This window comes from Pseudomonas sp. DTU12.1 (assembly GCF_009873475.1).
In the GTDB taxonomy this organism is placed as follows: Bacteria; Pseudomonadota; Gammaproteobacteria; order Pseudomonadales; family Pseudomonadaceae; genus Aquipseudomonas; species Aquipseudomonas proteolytica.
The window spans coordinates 3,431,901-3,449,665 of sequence record NZ_CP045254.1; the positions used below are offsets into that span (position 1 = coordinate 3,431,901).

The window sequence follows — 17,765 nt, forward strand, 5'->3', positions numbered from 1 at the left end:
TGGCAGCCGCGGTGCGGTTCCTGAACATGTTTCAAATATTTTCAGGGATAGGCCGGATTGCCGCAGCGCAAGGCGTAGTCATGATGACAGATACCCCAACGCTCCCAGGCTTCATTTCCCTGCAAGGCATCGGTAAAAGCTATCAATTGGCTGGCCAGCACCTGGCCATTCTCAACGACGTCAGCCTGTCCATCGCCCGTGGCGACAGCTGCGGCATCCTCGGCGCATCCGGCTCCGGCAAAAGTACCCTGCTCAATATCCTCGGCCTGCTGGACCTTCCGGACTGCGGCGCCTACCGCTTTGCCGGCCACGACATTTTCAACGCTACACCGGACCAGCTGGCCGCACTGCGCAACCAGCAGATCGGGTTTGTCTTCCAGAGCTTCAACCTACTGCCGCGTCTCAGCGCCCTGGACAATGTCGCCCTGCCCCTGGCTTATCGCGGCGTGTCGCGCCAGGAATCGGTAGTGCAGGCCCTGCATATGCTGGAGCAGGTTGGCCTGGCCGACAGGGCCCATCATCGCCCCGCCGATTTGTCCGGCGGCCAGCGCCAGCGGGTGGCGATTGCCCGGGCACTGGTAGGCGCGCCGGCGGTGATTCTGGCCGACGAACCCACCGGCAACCTCGACAGCCACACCGCCCAAGACATCATGGACCTGCTGCTGGCCCTGAACCGCGAGCAAGGCGTCACGCTGATCATCGTCACCCATGATGCGCAGATCGCCGAACGCCTGAATCGCCAGATCCTGGTACGCAACGGCGTGGTTCATCAGGCAGAGTGCGTATGAGCCTGCGGGTCGAACAGAGCCTGAGCCAGTTGCTGCACGAAGCATTTGTGAGCCTGCGAACCCTGGGTAAGCGCTCCATCCTGGCCTTGTTGGGGATTGTCATCGGCAGTTCATCGGTGGTCGCGCTGATCAATATCGGGCATAACGCCGCCGAGGATGCGGCGATGATTTTCAAGGACATGGGCACCGATACCCTGGTGGCCCAGTTCCCGCCCAAGGGCAACAGCACCGCGAAGATGCCCACCAGCCTCAACCTGCAAGCCGTGCGCCAGGCCGTGCCGGGCATCCTCCACATCGGTGCCATTTCCTCGTTCAGCGGGCCGGTCATCTTTCATGGTCGCACCACCAACGCCGGCTTGATTGGCAGTACGCCTGGCCTCAAGGATGCGATGCGCCTGGTACTGCGCGAAGGCCGCTTCCTGTCCGAGTTCGATAACGGCGAAACCTACGCCGTGGTCGGCGACCAGATCGCCCAGGCGTTGAGCACGCCCGGCGACCCACTGCGCCTGGGTGACCGGGTGCGGGTCAACGACTATCTGTTCTTGATCATCGGCATCCTGCAGAACCAGCCGCGATCAATGCTGATTCCGGTGCAAACCAACGACTCACTGTTTATCCCGGCGCCTGGCATGCGCCGCATCTATTCTGCGCCGCAGGTTGGCAGCGTGATCCTGCGCGCGTCCGCCGGCCAGGACATGGAGCGTATCGCCGCCGACGCCACCCACGCCTTGGGCGCTCAACTCACAGACCACACCGTCGAGATCCAGATCCCCCAGCAAATGATCGACGGCATGACCCGCCAAAGCCGCACATTCGCCTATCTGTTACTGGCCCTGGGGGCGATCTCCCTGGTGGGCGGCGGCGTCGGCGTGATGAATGTGATGCTGATGAACGTCTCGCAACGGCGCCGGGAAATCGGCATTCGCATGGCCCTGGGGGCGCGCCAGCGCGATATTCGCAACCTGTTCCTGCTCGAAGCCGTTACCCTCACCGCCGTCGGTGCGCTGTGCGGCGCGGTGCTGGGCATGGGCGCGGCTTATCTCTACGCCTGGCTGTCGGGCTGGCAGTTTGCCCTGGCCGTGTCGGCCTTGCCTCTGGGGGTGGGCAGTACGTTGCTGGTGGGGTTGTTTTTCGGCCTTTACCCGGCCGTCTCGGCGTCTCGCTTGCAGCCGGTGGAGGCCCTGCGCGATGAATAAACTCTGGCTGTTGCTGATCGCCCTGGTGAGCCTGCCCTGTGTGGCCGCCGATATCGTGATCCGCCCTTCGGCGCCGACCACCACACGCAGCGGCTATGAGCGCAGTGTCTCGCTCAATGCCCAACTCACCACCTTGACCCTGGGCGATGCGGTGTACCTGGGCCTGCGCAACAACCCGGCGATTCGCAGCGCGTACCTGCAACGGGTGGCACAGAAATTCGACCTGCGGGTGGCCGAAGATGCCTTCAACCCCAAGCTGGTGCTCAACAGTGCCTACCGCACCACCCAAGGCAGTGACGACCGCGCTCGTAACGCCAACCTGGCGCCCACCACCAGCTTGCTTGGCGAATACGGCACTCGGCTGAGCATGGGCTGGACCCAGCAACTGAACAACGCCAACCGCGCCGGGCGCTACCGCAGCGACGGCCTGGACCTGGCCATCATCCAACCGCTGATGCGCGGTGCCGGTTGGGACGCCACCACCGCACCGCTGCGCTTATCGCGCCTTTCCGAGCAGGCCAACCGCTTGAACCTCAAGGCCAACGTCGCGCAGACCATCAGCCAGATCATCGCCACCTACCGCGAATTGCTGCGCGCCCAGGAGCAACTGAGCATCGCCCAGCAAGCGCTCAAGCGCTCCAACACCTTGCTGGAGGTCAACAAGGCGTTGATCGCTGCCGGGCGCATGGCCGAGTTCGAAATCGTCCAGACCGAAGCCGACATTGCCTCGCAACAACTGGGGGTCGAGGAAGCCCAGAACCAGTTGGACATGAGTCGCCTGTCGTTGCTGCGCCTGCTGGCCTTGGACCTGGCCACACCGATCCGCGCCACCGAAGCCCTCGAAGCCTCGCCGATGGCGATCGACAAACGCGAGGCGTTCAACCTGGCGCAAACCCAGCAGCCCGAATACCTATCGGCCCTGCTGGGCAGCCAACAGGCCGACCTCAACCTGGTGCTGGCCAAGGATTCCGGGCGCTGGCAGGTCGACCTGGTGGGCGGCGCCAATCAGATCCGCGCCAATACCGATAACGATGCAGGCAGCACCAGCAATCGGCGCTGGGACAGTTATGCCGGTGTCCAGGTGCGTATTCCCATCGGCGATATCAGCACCCGGCAGGCCGAAGTCCGCGCGCGGGTGGATGTGGAAAACCAGGCCATCTTGATCACCGACGCACGCCAGGAGCTGGAACGCAGCGTCAATAACGTGGTGCGTGACCTCGGCACCCGCTGGCGCCAGTATGAAATTGCCCAGCGGGCCGTGGAACTGTCGCGGCGCAAGATCGAGATCGAGCGGGACAAACTGGGCGCCGGGCGCTCCACCAACTTCCAGGTGTTGAGTTTCGAAGCTGACTTGCGCAGCGCCGAAAACTCCCGCCTCAATGCGTTGATTGCTTATCTGAATGCCCAGACCCAGCTCGACCTGACGCTGGGCATGACTTTGGAAAGTTGGGAAATCGCCCTCAATGACTACTAAAAAAGCCCTGCTGGGCGCTGGACTGCTGATATTGCTGGGCGCTGGCGCATTTGCGCTGCTCAGCCGCCCAACGCCTGCCGCCGACCAGGCCGCCATGGCCGAGCAGTGGCTTGAGATAAAAAATGATGCCCTGGTACACCAGATTGGGCTGGTGGGCAGGATCGAACCCGACACCACCATTACCCTCACGGCCCCCTTCGACGGCAACGTGCAAGCCAACCTGGTGGAACAGGGCCAACGGGTCGAAGCCGGCCAGGTCCTGCTGCGCATGGACCCCGCTACCCTTGAAGTGCAGCTGCGTGAAGCGTTGTCTACCCAACTCAAGGCCCGGCGCACCGTGCAGGAAATGCAGGACTGGGACGCCAGCCCCACCGTCAGCCGCGCCCGACGCGGCCTGCGCACCTCGCAAATGAGTGCCGACAACACCCAGCGCAAACTGCTTGAAAGCGAGAACCTGTTCAAGCGCGGCATCATCCCGCGCAACGAATTGGACGACCTCAAGCAACAGGCCCAGCAGCAACAGTTGGATCTGGCTGCCGCGCGCAGTGAACTGCAACAAGCCCTGGACCAGGGCAAGGGTGAGTACCGACAGATTGCGGATATGGAGTTGACCAACGCCACGGTCAAGTACGAGGCCCTGCGCAAGCTGCTCGAAGGCCAGGAGGTCAAGGCCCCGTTTTCCGGGATTGTCGTGCCCCCACCGGGCAGCAACACCCCGCAGGGCGGCGCAAGCAGCAACGCACCGGTGCAGGCGGGAAGCAAGGTCGGCCAGGGCCAGGTGCTGTTCGGGCTGGCCAATATCGAACGCCTGAAAATCGTTGCCAAAGTCTCTGAACTGGATATCAACCAGCTGCATCAGGGCCAGCCGGTGGAAGTCATGGGCGACGGTTTTGATGGCGAGCGCCTGAGCGGTTCCGTCAGTGTGGTCAGCGGCCTGGCGATCGCCAATGACAGCCAGGGCAGCGCGCAATTCCCGGTGACCCTGGCCATTCCAAAATTGACCGAGAAACAGCTGCAAAGGGTCCGCCTGGGCATGAGCGCGCGCCTGACTATCGTGACCTATAACAATGAGCAGGCGATCATCGTCCCGGCCCAGGCGATCAGGCATGAGGCAGGCGGGCTTTCGGTGGAATATCGGGCAGCCATGAACAAGCCGGTGGAACGGGTGAAAATCACCACGGGACAATCGACTGCCCTAGGGGTGGAAGTGTTTGGGCTCCAGCCTGGGTTTATCAAAACTGTCTTGTGAATCCCTTTGTATCGTGCCTAAAAAACACTTTAGGAATTTACCTACATCAGCATAGGAAACTTACCACGCCATAAAATATTGTAAAAAAATACTCCTTAGGAAAGTATTGTCATCCGTTTTGCCTTGGGCGACAGGTGCGCAATATGAATCGTTATTCAAACATCAAAAAAATGGTGGCTGGCGGTGATTTATTTTGGAGTCGAACACAAGAAGCCCGAATGAGCGGAATTGTCGCCGACAATCTTGGTGACGGCTTCATGCAAGTCGATGGTGACCCATTCATAAACATGTGCTCTTACTCCTACCTCGGCTTGGACTCCAATATAGAAATTTTGAAGGGAGCAATAACGGCACTAGACTCGTCGCAAACCTTAAACTCATCCACATCCCGTGTCCGAATTTGTTTACCGCTATTGGAAGAGGCAGAGCTTGCACTGTCAGATCTGTTTTCCGTCCAGGTGCTGACTACAGTTTCATGCGCTTCAGCCGCCGCAGCAATGCTTCCATTACTCGCCGCAGGTGTATTCACACAAAACATCCCCCCGCTAATGATTTTTGACCAGTCCGCGCACTTCTGCTTGAGTTTGATGAAAGCCGTTTGCGCAGATGAATCCGAAGTAGTGACAGCACCGCACAATGACTTAAACTTTCTGGAAGACTGCTGCAAACAAAAGCAACGGGTCGCTTACATCGCGGACGGCGTCTATAGCACGGGAGGATCCGCCAATGTATCGGAGCTTATGAGCCTGCAAGACAAGTACGGTCTATTTGTTCTATATGACGAGGCTCATGGCCTGTCGGCACAGGGTACAAATGGCTGCGGATTAGTTCTCAATACAATGGGCACACTAAACAGTAACACCATGATCATCGCATCATTGAACAAGGGCTTTGGTGCATCGGGCGGGGCGATCCTCTTTGATTCGTCGATTAGCAAATCAAATTTATTGCGGTTTGGCGGCCCTCTCTCTTGGTCCCAACGAATTAACACAGCAGGTTTGGGTGCAATTATCGCGTCCGCAAAGATACATAGATCCACAGAACTGCAACACCTGCAAAACAGATTGACGACCAACATCCAACTGTTCGATACACACATCAAGACCACCTTGGCAGGAGATGGATTACCTATCAGGTTGATTCCCATGAGTAATGAGCAACATGCAATCACCACCGCAACAAAACTCATGGAGCGTGGATTTTATACATCGCCGCTATTTTACCCTGTCGTTCCCAAATCAACTCCAGGCCTTCGCGTCATGCTCAGAGCAAACATGGCCTCAGACGACTTAAAACAGTTTTGCACAGCGGTAAACTCAATGCTGTAGATGCAACCCCGCACATTAGGACGTCGTGACAAAAGGAATTTACATGTCATCATCCCCCCAGCAAGTACTCCTACTCGCGTGTTGCACGACCATAATTGCCCAGCTTGGTATAACACTATATATACCTGCAACAACCCAACTCGCCTCGATACTAAATACAGAAGAGGCGGAAAGCTATAAAGTTCTACTATTTTATTTGGGCGGCGCTGTACTACCGATAGTATTTATGTCACGCCTTATTCGCAGTTTCGGGCGCCACACTGCAATTCTCGTTTGCTGCGCGACTTTATTCGTCGGTAGCGTGCTGTCCTTATTCAGTTTGGGCTCCGAGGTGTTCTTTTTCTCCCGGCTCATGCAAGGCATAGGTGCTGGCGGAGGAGCTCTGATCGGCAGAGCACTGTTAACGGATATCTCATCAGGGGCAGCCCTTGCGAAAAACCTGTCTGTATTATCCTATTCATTTATTCTTGCGCTTATCGGCGGGCAAGTAGTAGGCGGCTTTCTGATATCAAGCCTTAACTGGATCGCTCTGCCATACCTAATGATCATCGGATTGATACTTACCTACGCACTAGCTTTTAAAATACGCACCCGCCTTTACAAACTAGACGCCGTGGAAAAAGAATCCGCATTAACGCCAAACTACTACTCCACTGCAACCCAGCCCAGTTTTTTTCTACCGGTCATTTTAGGAGGGTGCGGCTATGGTATTTTTATTATCTATCAAGGTATCGGAGCGTATATATTTCACTCTAATTTCCGTTGGAACAGCGCCGATTACGGCACATTCGGCTTGTGGTTGGGCCTGGCTTATTACTTAGGCGCACTGACTGTAAGGCGAGCCTTGACTGTTGTCAGTGTTTGCCAATTATCAATTTTTGGCGCATGCCTATTAATCGCTTCGAGCAGCGTGTTGTTTCTGGCCGCCTGGCAAAACATGTCAATCCACTTGGTTGTTGGGACCTATCTGGTTATTTGGTACGCCCAAGCAACACTCTACCCATGTGCAGCAGCCATGGCAGTAAACAGAATACCCGGCGCCCACCCAATGATGCTGTTTAGTTTCCTACAACAATTGGTAGCGTTAATATTTGGTGCTCTTGCGACTTTTTTTATCCCTTACGGCATTCAAACTGTGGCACTGCTCACCGCATGCCTGGGTGGACTTGGTGTACTCACCACACTGCTCATTCTGAAAAGAGAGTCTTGATATGGACATATTGACTAGAAGTTGGCTATGCGTGCCCGCCAGCCAAAAGCATATAGAACGGACAATTATTGAGTCTAGCGCCGATATCGTATTATTGGACTTGGAAGACTCAGTCCCAATGTACAAAAAACAATTTGCACGAGAACAACTGCTGGCATTGGACCACTCTATCCACAATCGGCGCAATCTAGCGATAAGAGTTAACGCACTCACCAAACCAGAAGGCATCAGAGACTTGGTTTTCTTGTTAGACCACAACATTATTCCCGAATATTTGATCATCCCCAAAGTAGAGTCAGCCGGAGAACTGAGAGTCCTTAATGAACTGATATCCGCTACTGGCCAACGAGTAAAAACCTTTGCAATCATCGAAACTTTAAAAGGATTGCGCTGCATCGACTCCATTATCAATGAAAGAACAAACCTGCGCGGCTTGATTTTAGGTAGCGCTGACCTCTCCTCGGAGATCAATTTCAAAATCGCAGAGCGCGCGCTTACCCATATAAAATGCGATATAGCCATCGCTGCCCTCAGCATGGGGCTAATGGTAATTGATTCGCCCTGTTTTAAACTGAACAACGAAAAAGCGCTTAGAACAGAAATTGAAACAGCGAAAGAATTTGGCTATTCCGGAAAAATCGCCATTCATCCAGCCCAAGTAGAACTGATAAACAAATTATTTACCCCGACAGCAATCGAACTGAAAAAAGCACGAGCAATTATCAAATGCCTCGAAGCAGCGGGCCCAACGACAGCCATATCCACCTTAGATGGGGAAATGCTAGGCCCTCCTTTCGAAATCATGGCCCGCAGGCTTTTGAAAATTAACGAATCGCTCTCAAGAACCAATAGGAGGCCAGCATGAACATCAACCAATCGCTCCCCGGCAGCAAGGCATTAAGCAAACTAACCAAAGTTGGGCCCGGACGCTATCGTGAGGATCATGGGCTTGGCTTTGACGACTTTATTATTGGTGACATATTTGAACATCGTCCAGGCCGTACGGTGACAGAGGCGGATAACGTCTGGATGTCGTTAATCTGCATGAATAACCATCCTGCCCACATCAATGCAGAATATGCGAAGCAAACCGAATTTGGACAAATACTGGTATCAAGCCTGGTGACCTTTTCGATAGTCGGTGGGATGAGCCTGGCGAGCACGAGCGCAAAGGCAATTGCCAATTTAGGCTGGGATAATGTTCGTCTGGTAGCCCCTGTATTTGTCGGCGATACATTGTATGCAGAAAGCGAAGTCATCCACAAACGTCCCTCTGCCAGTCGTCCCGGACAAGGCGTAGTAACAGTGCGAACAAAAGGGCTCAAGGCAAATGGACAAATATGTTTATCCTACGAGCGCAGCTTTCTGATCACTCTCGACCAAGTACCCTTGGCATGAGTAGCCTATGAAAATATTAGATGAGGTCTTGATAAAAAATACCATCAGTATGGAAGAGGCGATTGACGTACTTCGTGAAAACTATCGTCAATACAACAGCTCAAACGACAGTAACCCAACACGAACTATCGTGAGAGTCCAGGAGAAACATGCAACGTTTGGGATAATGCCCTACTACTCTCATTCTCACAATCTATTTATGGTCAAGATTGTTTCTCATCATTTGCTCAACAAAGCCCATGGACGAACATCTATAAGTGGAGTGATCGTTATACAGGATGGCGCTACAGGGCAGATAAAAGCCCAAATGGATGCAGCAGCCATTACCGCGCTACGCACAGGCGCCACTGCAGGATTGGCGACTGATTTGCTGGCAATGGCCCACTCTAAAAAAGTTGCCGTCATCGGCGCAGGTGCTCAGGCAATGGCCGTATTTGAGGCTGTATTGAGCGTCAGAAAGATAAACCAGGTGGCCGTATGCTCTACAAGCAGGGCAAGCACAGAGCGTTTTATAGCTGACGCAAAAAATCGGTTCTTACGTGAAATTGAATACATCAGCCATCATAGCGCCCGCCAGGCAGTCTCAGGCGCCGACATCATCTGCACGGCGACCACCTGCGCAGCCCCTTTGTTCTCCGCCTGCGACGTAGTAAAGGGGGCCCATATAAACGCGGTAGGCAAGCACACACTGGTGTCGCGTGAGTTCCCGTTGGAGCTTCTGCATCGAGCTATCTTACTGGTGGAGGATAGAAAAGCTGCAATTGAAGAGGCAGGGGATTATCACCAAAACTCAACATCCATTGTTGACATGCTGAACAGCCAGTATGCAGCTCACCAAGGCGAGACCACGATTTTTTCTTCGGTAGGGACGGCTTTTCAGGACGCGTGCATCTGCATCGCAATCCTGAAGAAGTTAAAGCTGGTAAGCGAAGTTTGAAGATATTACGAGGCTCCTAATCGGCATGCCAGTGCCTTGGCCTGGATTGCCACATCCGTCACCGCCGTACTCTCCCACCACATGCCGCGCAGCGGTGGGCCCATGGCGAAGAGTCGCTCACTGGCCACGCCCTGTGCGTCCAGCACCGCACCCGATGCATCCGCCGCAATCCCCAGCGCCAGTGGCCCAGGCTGGATCAAGCCTCGCGCCAACAGCTGCTGGGGCAGCGGGCGGGCCACGCGGCGCCAGTCGTATTCGATCCCGCTGGAGTTGATCAGCGCAGCACCACTGACCTGCGTTGTGTGTTGCTCGCCACGCCGGCGCAGGCGCAGGGTCACTTCGCCGTTTAGCGTGGGCTCCAGGCCCTGGAACGATGCCGCCTGGATCCGCAGACGCCCTTGCTTGTGCAGCCGCGCCACCAGCTCGGCGCTCAGCGGCGGCGAGCGATGGTGATGGCTCTCCCACCAGGGCCGAACATGGCGCACGAACTGGCGTTTCTGGCGTTCGCTGGCCTGGCTCCACAAACGGCCGATATGGGCGCGCACGGTATCCAATGGCGCTTGCCAGTCAATGCCCAGTGCCTGGGCTCCCTGGCATTGGCGGCGCACTTCCCGCAGCAATTGCAGCGGGCTGCGCAGGCTGTGATCTTCAGCGAGAAAATCCGGCCAGGTCGGTGGTTGCCGGCGCACATGGGGCAGCAGGCCATGGCGCGAAAAAATCTCGATCGGCCCACGATGACCCGCCTGCTCCAGGGACACCACGGCATCGACCATGGTCAAGCCGGAACCAATGATCAGCACCGTGGAGTGTGGGTCCAGTTGGGTCATGCCGCGCACGTCCCACGGGTCTACCGCCGCCGCATTCAGGCCGCTGGACTGGGTTTGTGGCGTGCGCGCCGCCGGGAACATGCCGGTGGCCAGTACCGCCTGGGCGCCCTGCAGTTGCTGGCCGTCATCCAGGGTCAGGAGTACACCGCCCGGCGCCACCTGCAGGTCGACTACCTCGGCGCGAACATGCTCCAGCGTCGACGCAGACCCCGCCCGAGCCTCTGCCAGGCGCTGTTGCGCGTACAGGCCGAAGATCCCCCGGGGTGGGAACAGCTCGCTGACGGGCACGTGCTGCTGGTCCGACTCCGGCCAGCCGCCGGCAGCAATGTAGTCGGTCAACCACTGGGTCAAGTCATCGGCGTTGTCCGGGTCTACGCTCATGCGCGCGGCGTTGCCATTGAGCGTGTGCCCCAGCTCCACCGCGCTATAGGCTTCACCCCGCCCAAGTTCCGTGCGCGGCTCGATCACCAGGATCTGCCGTGTGCCAGGCAAACGCAGCAACTGCACGGCCAGCATGGTGCCGCTCAGGCCCCCTCCGATGATCAGCACATCGGCGTTGCGGATGGCCTTTGTCGCCTGTCCGCGTTCGGTTTCACTCATGAAAATGCGCCCTTACTGTTTGCCCGGATGAATATCATGCCAATTGCTTCGCGCCCAAAATCCGGCACGTCGCCGTGTGACGCATTGCCCGATCATGCACTATCGCGTTTCAGTTCATCCAGCCATTGGGCGCCTTGGCGCGCACTGGAGGCCTTGGCCGCTGTTGAGCCATTGTTCGAGTAACACCGCCAGGCCACCTTGCCAGCGCGTGCCCTCCTCGCTCCATAACGCGGTTTCGCCGGCGGGTTGCCACCAGCGATTCAGGCGCTGCAGCGGCTCCGCCGGGCCGAGCAATCGAGTGAAGGCGACCACCTCACTACCCGGTACTTGCTGGTCGCTGATCAATACCTGCGGTACGGCGCTGCTGCCCACGACCGTGAGCCAATGCTGCAGCTGCTGGCAGTCCGGGACATACGCATGGGTCGGCCGCAGCCGCCAGATTTGCCCGTGCAGCGCACTGGGCTCAAGGGTGTCAGCCAGCGTCAACACCTGCCCGCCAGTGGCCTCGGCCGCCAGGGCCAGCAGCAACAGATTGGGCTCAAAGGCCCCACTCACCAGCAGCCGCGAGTATTGGCCAAACCCGTGCTGGCGCAAACCATCGGCCAGGCGTTCGACATCACGCAAGGCGTCGATCCAGCGCCAGGCATACCACCGGCCATGACGCTTGTGGCGCAACGCGCAGTGCAACGGGCGGAACTGGGCCCAGTGCTGCAATTGCTCCAAGGCCTCGGGCAAGCCGGCGACCCACTCGGCGGGCCAGTTCACATCCTGCGCTGGTTTGAGTGTATGCACGCTCATAGGGGACTGCTCCTCTCGTTGGAATGCGCGTGCGGTGGTCCGTGCTCCGCGTTCTTCAGTAGCCAGACCTGCCCCGTTGCAGATGTTGCGCCAAGATTGAAAAGCCCAATAAAACCGCGCATTCAGAGGGCCCCGTGAACATTTCACACCTGGGGAAACCAGCAAACTGTTGATTGACTGTTGGCTGGCGAACAGCGGCAGAGCAACGCGCAAGCGCCGTGCACTTTCTCGATTGCGATGAAACTGTTAGCGCCATTAGTGGGTTTTTCCATACGCCGGGAACGCACACCATAAGCCGCAACGCGCCTTTGCCTGCTGATTCCCGGAGTTTTTCATGCACCTCAAGCACCGCTTTATCTGGTCGATCCTGGCCTTGACGATTGCCAGCAACAGCCATGCAGCCCAGAGCCAGGCGTTGCCCAGCGAACAAACCGTTGGCGCCATTGAGCAGGTATTCGCGTTCCACGACGCCATGCCCACCGGCGTCAGCGTTACCGAGAACGGGCGGATTTTTGTCAACTTTCCACGTTGGGGCGATGCCGTGCCGTTTACCGTCGGTGAGCTGCGTGAAGGCAAGGTCGTGCCCTACCCTGACCTGGCCCTGAACCAGGCCGACCCGAAGGACCCGGCCAAGGGTTTTATCAGCGTACAGAGTGTGGTGGCCGATGGTCGCGGGCGTATCTGGATATTGGATACCGCCGCCCCCGGCTTCGCATCACCAACGCCGGGCGGCGCCAAGCTGGTGGCGGTCGATCTGGCCAGCAATAAAGTGGTCAAGACCCTGGTCTTCCCGAAAAACGTGATGCTGCCCAGCACCTACGTCAATGACATGCGCTTTGATTTCCGGGTGGGCGATGAAGGGGTGATCTATATCACCGACTCCTCCCTCAGCGGTCCGGGGGCGATCATCATCATGGACATTGCCAGCGGCACCGCCATACGCCGACTCAGTGGCGCCCCGTCGACCTCGGTAGACCCCAACTTCGTGCCCAAGGTCGAAGGCCAGGTCTTGCAGGTGCGCAACGCCGACGGCAGCACCCGGCCATTTGCGGTTGCCTCCGATGGCATCGCCCTGTCGGCTGACGGCCAGACGCTGTACTTCTGCCCGCTGTCCAGCCGCCATCTGTACTCGGTGCCAACTGCGCTGCTGCGTGATCCTTCGGTCAGCGAAGCGCGGCTCGATATGGCGGTCAAGGACCTTGGGGAAAAAGGCGCCTCCGATGGCCTCGAAGCCGACGCCGCCGGCGCCCTGTATGCCGGCGACTACGAACACAATAGCGTGCGCAAACGCCTGGCAGATGGGCAGTGGCAAACCATCGTCCAAGACCCGCGCGTGCTTTGGCCTGACACCCTGTCCATCGGACCGGATGGCTACCTGTACTTCATGGCCAACCAGCTGCATCGCCAGGGCATCTTTCACGCGGGCAAGGATCTGCGCCAGAAACCCTACAGCCTGCTGCGGGTGAAGATTGATGCAGCGCCGGCGCCCACGCGCTAGGCCACGGATCTGTCCTGTTCATGCGTCCCACGCCGCTCAATCATCGTGAAGGAACAACCATGGGTAAAACCACACCAAGGCGTCCGGGTAAAAAGCTGCCTGTGACCCATCAAGACTTCGCCCGGGCCAATATCGCCAACGGCTCACGGCGGGTACGGCTGGGTGTCACGGACCTGTCGTTCCACCGCGCCACGGCCGCGGTAGTCGCCCAGGTCATGCAGCACATGGGTCTGACCGTGGAGCGCCAATATGCCCTGCACGAGGACAACTTCAAGCGATTGCGCGAAGGCGCGATCGACATGATTGCCTCAGCCTGGATTCCGTTCAGCCACGGCATCTACAAGCAGACCGTCGATGCGGTGACGCCCACCCGTGAACTGGGCCTGCATTACGAGCCCTATGCATTGTGGGGTGTACCTGACTACGTGAACGAACAGGAGGTGGCCTCCATTGAGGACCTGCTCAAGCCCGCCGTGCGCGCCCGGATGCACCCGCTGATCCAGGGCATCGGACCTGGGGCGGGGATTACCCGGTTCTCGTTGAAGATCATGGATGAGTACGGCTTGAACCGCGCCGGGTACCAGTTTCGCACAGGCTCCCAGGATGACTGCATTGACGCCTTTGAAGCCCTGTACCGCCAGCAGCGCTGGGGCGTCGTGCCGTTGTGGCATCCGCAGTTCCTGCATCACCGCTATCGCATCCGCGACCTCAGCGACCCCAAGGGTTTGCTCGGCAGCGTCGACCGGGCCGTGCTGCTGGCTCGCGAGGATCGCCTGGCACTACTGACAACCGCCGAGATCCAGGTGCTGGACAACATTCGCCTGTCGAACGCCATCGTTGCCGAACTCGACGACGCCTTCAATCGCGGCGAACAGTCGGCTGACGAAGCGGCAAGCGACTGGCTGGCAAGGCACCCGGAAACGTTGCGGCGCTGGTTGGCACCGCTGGCCTGAACAGGCGCGTCTTTAAACGTATTTGAAGATTTCTGAAAAAGCGGCCCCGTCCATCCCCCACCAAGGGGCTGGACGGGACATCCGCGCCGCGCACCTGCGGCAACGCACCCAAGGCTTCAACTAACCAAAAACGGGGATTCAATGATGGACATGGTCACACTTTCCAAACGCCGTTACACCGCCAAACTCTTCGACGCTTCACGCAAGATTCCCAAAACCACCCTGGAGCCGTTGCTGGAGCAACTGCGCAACAGCCCCTCGTCGGTCAACTCGCAACCCTGGCACTTTGTGGTCGCAGAAAGTGAGCATGCCAAAGCACGTATTGCCAAAAGTGCCGAAGGTGCCTTTGGCTTCAACCAGGCAAAAATCCTCGACGCCTCCCATGTGCTGGTGCTGTGTACCCGAACCCAGATGACTGAGGAATACTTGCAGGCCCTGCTCAGCCAAGAGGCCAGCGATGGACGCTTTCACGACGAGCAAGCCAAGGCTGGCCAGGACAGAGGGCGGCACAATTTTGTCAACTTGCATCGCTATGACCTCAAGGACGTCCAGCACTGGATGGAGAAACAAACTTATCTGGCCCTGGGCACCCTGTTGCTGGGGGCTGCAGCCCTGGACCTTGATGCCACGCCCATGGAAGGTTTCGACAGCAAGGTGTTGGATATCGAACTGGGTTTGCGTGAGCGCGGGTTTACCAGCTCAGTGGTGGTAAGCCTGGGATATCGCAGCAACGAAGACTTCAACGCCCGCCTGGCAAAATCCCGGTTGCCTGCCCAGGTTCTGTTCGACTTTATCTGATCGCGGTGGCAACCAGCCGGCCAAGCGCATATTCCTGTGGGAGCGGGCTTGCCCGCGATTGTGGTGTGCCTGACCCACCGCTATCGCGGGCAAGCCCGCTCCTACAGGGGATAGGCTACGACTTTATCGTCATTATCAATGCTGGATCACCGCCTTGAGCACGGTCTTGAAGGTCTCCAACTGTTCATCGCTGAATTGGCTGAAAACCTTGTCCTGCTGCTCACGGGCGATGGTCCACAACGACTCGGTTTCGTCGATGCCCTTGGTGGTCAGTTTGACCCGCTCCTGATCATCGCGTACCAAGGCCTTGCGCTTGAGGTTGTTGACCGCCTCTTCGATCTCGCGCGCCGGCATTGCTACTTCGCGCTGCAGCTCGGCCAGGCTCAGGCCGGCGTCGTTCTCCAGCACCATCAGCATCCGGGCTTCGCTGGTGCGCAGGCCCGTAGATAATTGACGCGGTTGGTAGCTGGCCTGATAGGCCCGCAGCGCCTGGGTCATCAGGTAGTACAGGTTATGGCTCAGGCGGCCCTGGAAATGGCTGCTCGGTGGCTGGCCTTCCTCGCACTGGGTCATGCGGGTGTGCGGCAGCACCATGGAATAGGCGCCCTGGTGATACAGCAATGGCGAACGACCGCAGTCGTCGAAGGCAACCACTTTGCCAATCATGATCCAGTGGTCACCCCCGTCGACCTGCTGGAACTTCTCACACTCAAAACGTGCCGAGCAGTCGGCCAGAATCGGTGCCCCGCCCTCGCCGGCCTGGTACTCGACTTCGGCAAACCGGTCTTCCTTGGGCCGGGCGAAGTTGTTGGACAGGTCGATCTGATCGGCGGCCAGCACGTTCACCGCAAAGTGGCTGGCCGTCTCGAACACTGCATGGCTGGTCGAGCGTTTGTCGATGCTCCACAGGATCAGCGGCGGGTCCAGGGACACCGAGTTGAAGCTGTTGGCGGTCACCCCGACCTTGCGCCCGTGGGCATCAGCTGCGGTCACCACCGTGACACCGGTGGCGAAATTGCCCAGGGCGCGGCGAAATGCGCGGGTATCGAATGCGGTGCTTGGGTTTTCAGTAGACATGCAAGGCTCCCGGGCAGGCCGATGGCCCTGCCCTGATTGTTCTTATAGGTAAAGAGTGGTGGGTCAGACCATTGCCGGATCCGGCTCCAGGCCCATCAGTTCACGCCCCAGGATCTGTGCGCAAACGTCGTAGTCGGTATAGGCATGCGCCCCAGTGAGGTGAGCGTCGCGGAACAGACGTTGCAGCTCGTTGGTTTCAAACCAGGCGCCGCCGCCCGCCGCTTCCATCAAGCGATCCACCGCCTGGATGCACATTTTGGTGGCGTAGCCCTGGTTGGTCCGCCAGAACGCCAGGGTGCCGCGGCTGGGGTATTCATGGCGTTCGCTGTGCTCGGCGATGTCGTCCCAGCTCTTTTCCAGCAACGCCCGCGCGGCGGCCACCTGGTGGGTGGATTCGGCCAGGCGCATCAGCGCCGGTGTCGCAGCGCCGACTGCCGCACCGGTGTAGGCCCGTACGCGGTTTTTGGTTTTTTCACGGAACACGTCGAGCATACGCTCGGCAATCCCCAGGCTGACGGTGGAAAAGCCGCTGGCAAAATACGGACGGTACGGCGCGAAGAAAATCTTGCTGTCGGGGTACAGGCCAAAGCCCGCCGACTTGCCTTCCATCATGTCCTTGGCCTTCTGGATGCGGTGCTCGGGGACGAAGGCCTGGTCGACGATCAAGGTCTTGCTGCCACTGCCGCGCATGCCCACGGCAAACCAGTCGTCACGAATCGTGTAGTCACTGCGCGGCAGCACGGCGAAGCAATAATCCTGGGTGCCTTCGGCGTTTTTGCGGCGAAAGCCCATGATTGCCCATTCGGCGTGATCGCAGCCTGAGCTCCAGCCCATCTCGCCGCTGAAGGTCACGCCACCGGGCACTTCTTCGGTACGCCCGAACGGCGCGATGCTGCTGCTGGCGGTGGCGTCCGGGTCAGTGCTCCAGACCTCCTCCTGCAGCTTTGACGGGAACATTGCCATCTGATGGCTGTGAGTACACAGCAGGCTCATGGCCCAAGCGGTACTTGCGCACGAGCCCGCCAACAGGGCGATGCACTGGGCAAATTGCGGCAAAGAGATTTCCATGCCGCCGTATTTCTTCGGCAAGAACGCGCGGTGCATGCCGATGCCCTTGAGCAACGCGATGTTCTCGGCAGGCACGCTACGGTCTTGCTCGGCGGCGAAGGCATTGGCAGCAATGGTGGGCAGGACTGACTTGAGGTCTTCGAGCAGAGGGTTTGGCTTTTTCATGGGTTGTCTCTTTATTATTGGATATCCCCATTCCTGGTGCGTCTGCGCCCTGTTCAAGCCAAAGGCAGGATAAAACAACCGGGAACGTTCGTAATGACGCGACCAGTATGTGGCGCTTGGTCGCAGCGCAAAATGCACGTTCCAAATGGAAGATTGTACTTTCCATGGCCCACAAAAAAGCCGCCGCAGAAACTGCGACGGCTTGGCCGAGGTGGAACAAGATCCAATGGGCGCTGCTTGCCTGCGATAGCTGTGTGTACCTGCCGGAAAAGTAGCGCCTGAACCACTGCTATCGCGGCATAGGTATCTACACAACTTTCAGAAACTGACGAACTCTCCTGTGGCGAGCGGGCTTGTCGGAACGCCGCATCGCCCGCGCTGGGCTGCGAAGCAGCCCCAGT

15 protein-coding genes and 1 pseudogene are annotated in these 17,765 nt (G+C 58.2%); 12 read left to right on the top strand and 4 right to left on the bottom strand.

The genetic code is table 11. The annotated features are described in order from the left end of the window. Positions 1 to 80 precede the first annotated feature (80 nt). The 9 genes from GDV60_RS14825 (at position 81) to GDV60_RS14865 (ending at position 9,580) form a co-directional block, all read left to right on the top strand. A complete protein-coding gene (locus GDV60_RS14825) occupies positions 81 to 788 on the top strand; it encodes an ABC transporter ATP-binding protein (RefSeq protein ID WP_029291154.1) in 708 nt (235 codons plus the stop codon). Beyond that, positions 785 to 1,984 carry an ABC transporter permease gene (locus GDV60_RS14830; protein WP_159907863.1) on the top strand — a complete coding sequence of 400 codons (1,200 nt, stop codon included), beginning with the start codon at positions 785 to 787 and terminating at the stop codon, positions 1,982 to 1,984. Before GDV60_RS14825 ends, GDV60_RS14830 begins: the two co-directional genes overlap by 4 nt. After that, a complete protein-coding gene (locus GDV60_RS14835) occupies positions 1,977 to 3,458 on the top strand; it encodes a TolC family protein (RefSeq protein ID WP_159907865.1) in 1,482 nt (493 codons plus the stop codon). Before GDV60_RS14830 ends, GDV60_RS14835 begins: the two co-directional genes overlap by 8 nt. Continuing rightward, the gene (locus tag GDV60_RS14840) at positions 3,448 to 4,707 is read left to right on the top strand and encodes an efflux RND transporter periplasmic adaptor subunit (RefSeq protein ID WP_092237170.1); all 1,260 of its coding nucleotides are present in this window, start codon (positions 3,448 to 3,450) and stop codon (positions 4,705 to 4,707) included. Before GDV60_RS14835 ends, GDV60_RS14840 begins: the two co-directional genes overlap by 11 nt. Positions 4,708 to 4,850: 143 nt before the next feature. Continuing rightward, entirely contained in the window at positions 4,851 to 6,035 is a 1,185-nt protein-coding gene (locus GDV60_RS14845; RefSeq protein ID WP_159907868.1) for an aminotransferase class I/II-fold pyridoxal phosphate-dependent enzyme, read from the top strand. 43 nt (positions 6,036 to 6,078) lie between these two features. Continuing rightward, positions 6,079 to 7,245 carry an MFS transporter gene (locus tag GDV60_RS14850; protein WP_092237176.1) on the top strand — a complete coding sequence of 389 codons (1,167 nt, stop codon included), beginning with the start codon at positions 6,079 to 6,081 and terminating at the stop codon, positions 7,243 to 7,245. A 1-nt stretch (position 7,246) separates the two neighbouring features. Continuing rightward, entirely contained in the window at positions 7,247 to 8,110 is an 864-nt protein-coding gene (locus GDV60_RS14855) for a CoA ester lyase (RefSeq protein ID WP_159907871.1), read from the top strand. After that, complete coding sequence (locus GDV60_RS14860) at positions 8,107 to 8,643, top strand: MaoC family dehydratase (RefSeq protein ID WP_070994202.1); 537 nt, start codon at positions 8,107 to 8,109, stop codon at positions 8,641 to 8,643. Before GDV60_RS14855 ends, GDV60_RS14860 begins: the two co-directional genes overlap by 4 nt. A gap of 7 nt (positions 8,644 to 8,650) precedes the next feature. Then, a complete protein-coding gene (locus GDV60_RS14865; RefSeq protein WP_159907874.1) occupies positions 8,651 to 9,580 on the top strand; it encodes an ornithine cyclodeaminase family protein in 930 nt (309 codons plus the stop codon). A 5-nt stretch (positions 9,581 to 9,585) separates the two neighbouring features. Here the strand turns inward: GDV60_RS14865 and GDV60_RS14870 are convergent, their stop codons facing one another. Together GDV60_RS14870 and GDV60_RS14875 are read right to left on the bottom strand one after the other, a co-directional pair. Further along, a complete protein-coding gene (locus tag GDV60_RS14870) occupies positions 9,586 to 11,007 on the bottom strand; it encodes an FAD/NAD(P)-binding protein (protein ID WP_070994200.1) in 1,422 nt (473 codons plus the stop codon). Between the two features lie 147 nt (positions 11,008 to 11,154). Next, positions 11,155 to 11,805 (bottom strand): annotated as a pseudogene (locus GDV60_RS14875) (acyl-CoA synthetase); the annotation flags it as partial. Positions 11,806 to 12,139: 334 nt separating this feature from the next. Between GDV60_RS14875 and GDV60_RS14880 the strand changes: the two are divergent. The 3 genes from GDV60_RS14880 (at position 12,140) to nfsB (ending at position 15,054) form a co-directional block, all read left to right on the top strand. Continuing rightward, positions 12,140 to 13,303 (top strand): L-dopachrome tautomerase-related protein, encoded by a 1,164-nt coding sequence (locus tag GDV60_RS14880; protein WP_159907878.1) that lies wholly within the window; start codon positions 12,140 to 12,142, stop codon positions 13,301 to 13,303. Between the two features lie 59 nt (positions 13,304 to 13,362). Then, positions 13,363 to 14,256 (top strand): glycine betaine ABC transporter substrate-binding protein, encoded by an 894-nt coding sequence (locus GDV60_RS14885; RefSeq protein WP_104912512.1) that lies wholly within the window; start codon positions 13,363 to 13,365, stop codon positions 14,254 to 14,256. 144 nt (positions 14,257 to 14,400) lie between these two features. Continuing rightward, positions 14,401 to 15,054 (top strand): oxygen-insensitive NAD(P)H nitroreductase, encoded by a 654-nt coding sequence (gene nfsB / locus GDV60_RS14890; protein WP_104912513.1) that lies wholly within the window; start codon positions 14,401 to 14,403, stop codon positions 15,052 to 15,054. 135 nt (positions 15,055 to 15,189) lie between these two features. Here the strand turns inward: nfsB and GDV60_RS14895 are convergent, their stop codons facing one another. Together GDV60_RS14895 and GDV60_RS14900 are read right to left on the bottom strand one after the other, a co-directional pair. After that, entirely contained in the window at positions 15,190 to 16,131 is a 942-nt protein-coding gene (locus tag GDV60_RS14895) for a p-hydroxyphenylacetate 3-hydroxylase reductase component (RefSeq protein WP_159907880.1), read from the bottom strand. Positions 16,132 to 16,194: 63 nt separating this feature from the next. Then, complete coding sequence (locus tag GDV60_RS14900; RefSeq protein ID WP_104912514.1) at positions 16,195 to 17,364, bottom strand: p-hydroxyphenylacetate 3-hydroxylase oxygenase component; 1,170 nt, start codon at positions 17,362 to 17,364, stop codon at positions 16,195 to 16,197. Positions 17,365 to 17,765: the final 401 nt, after the last annotated feature.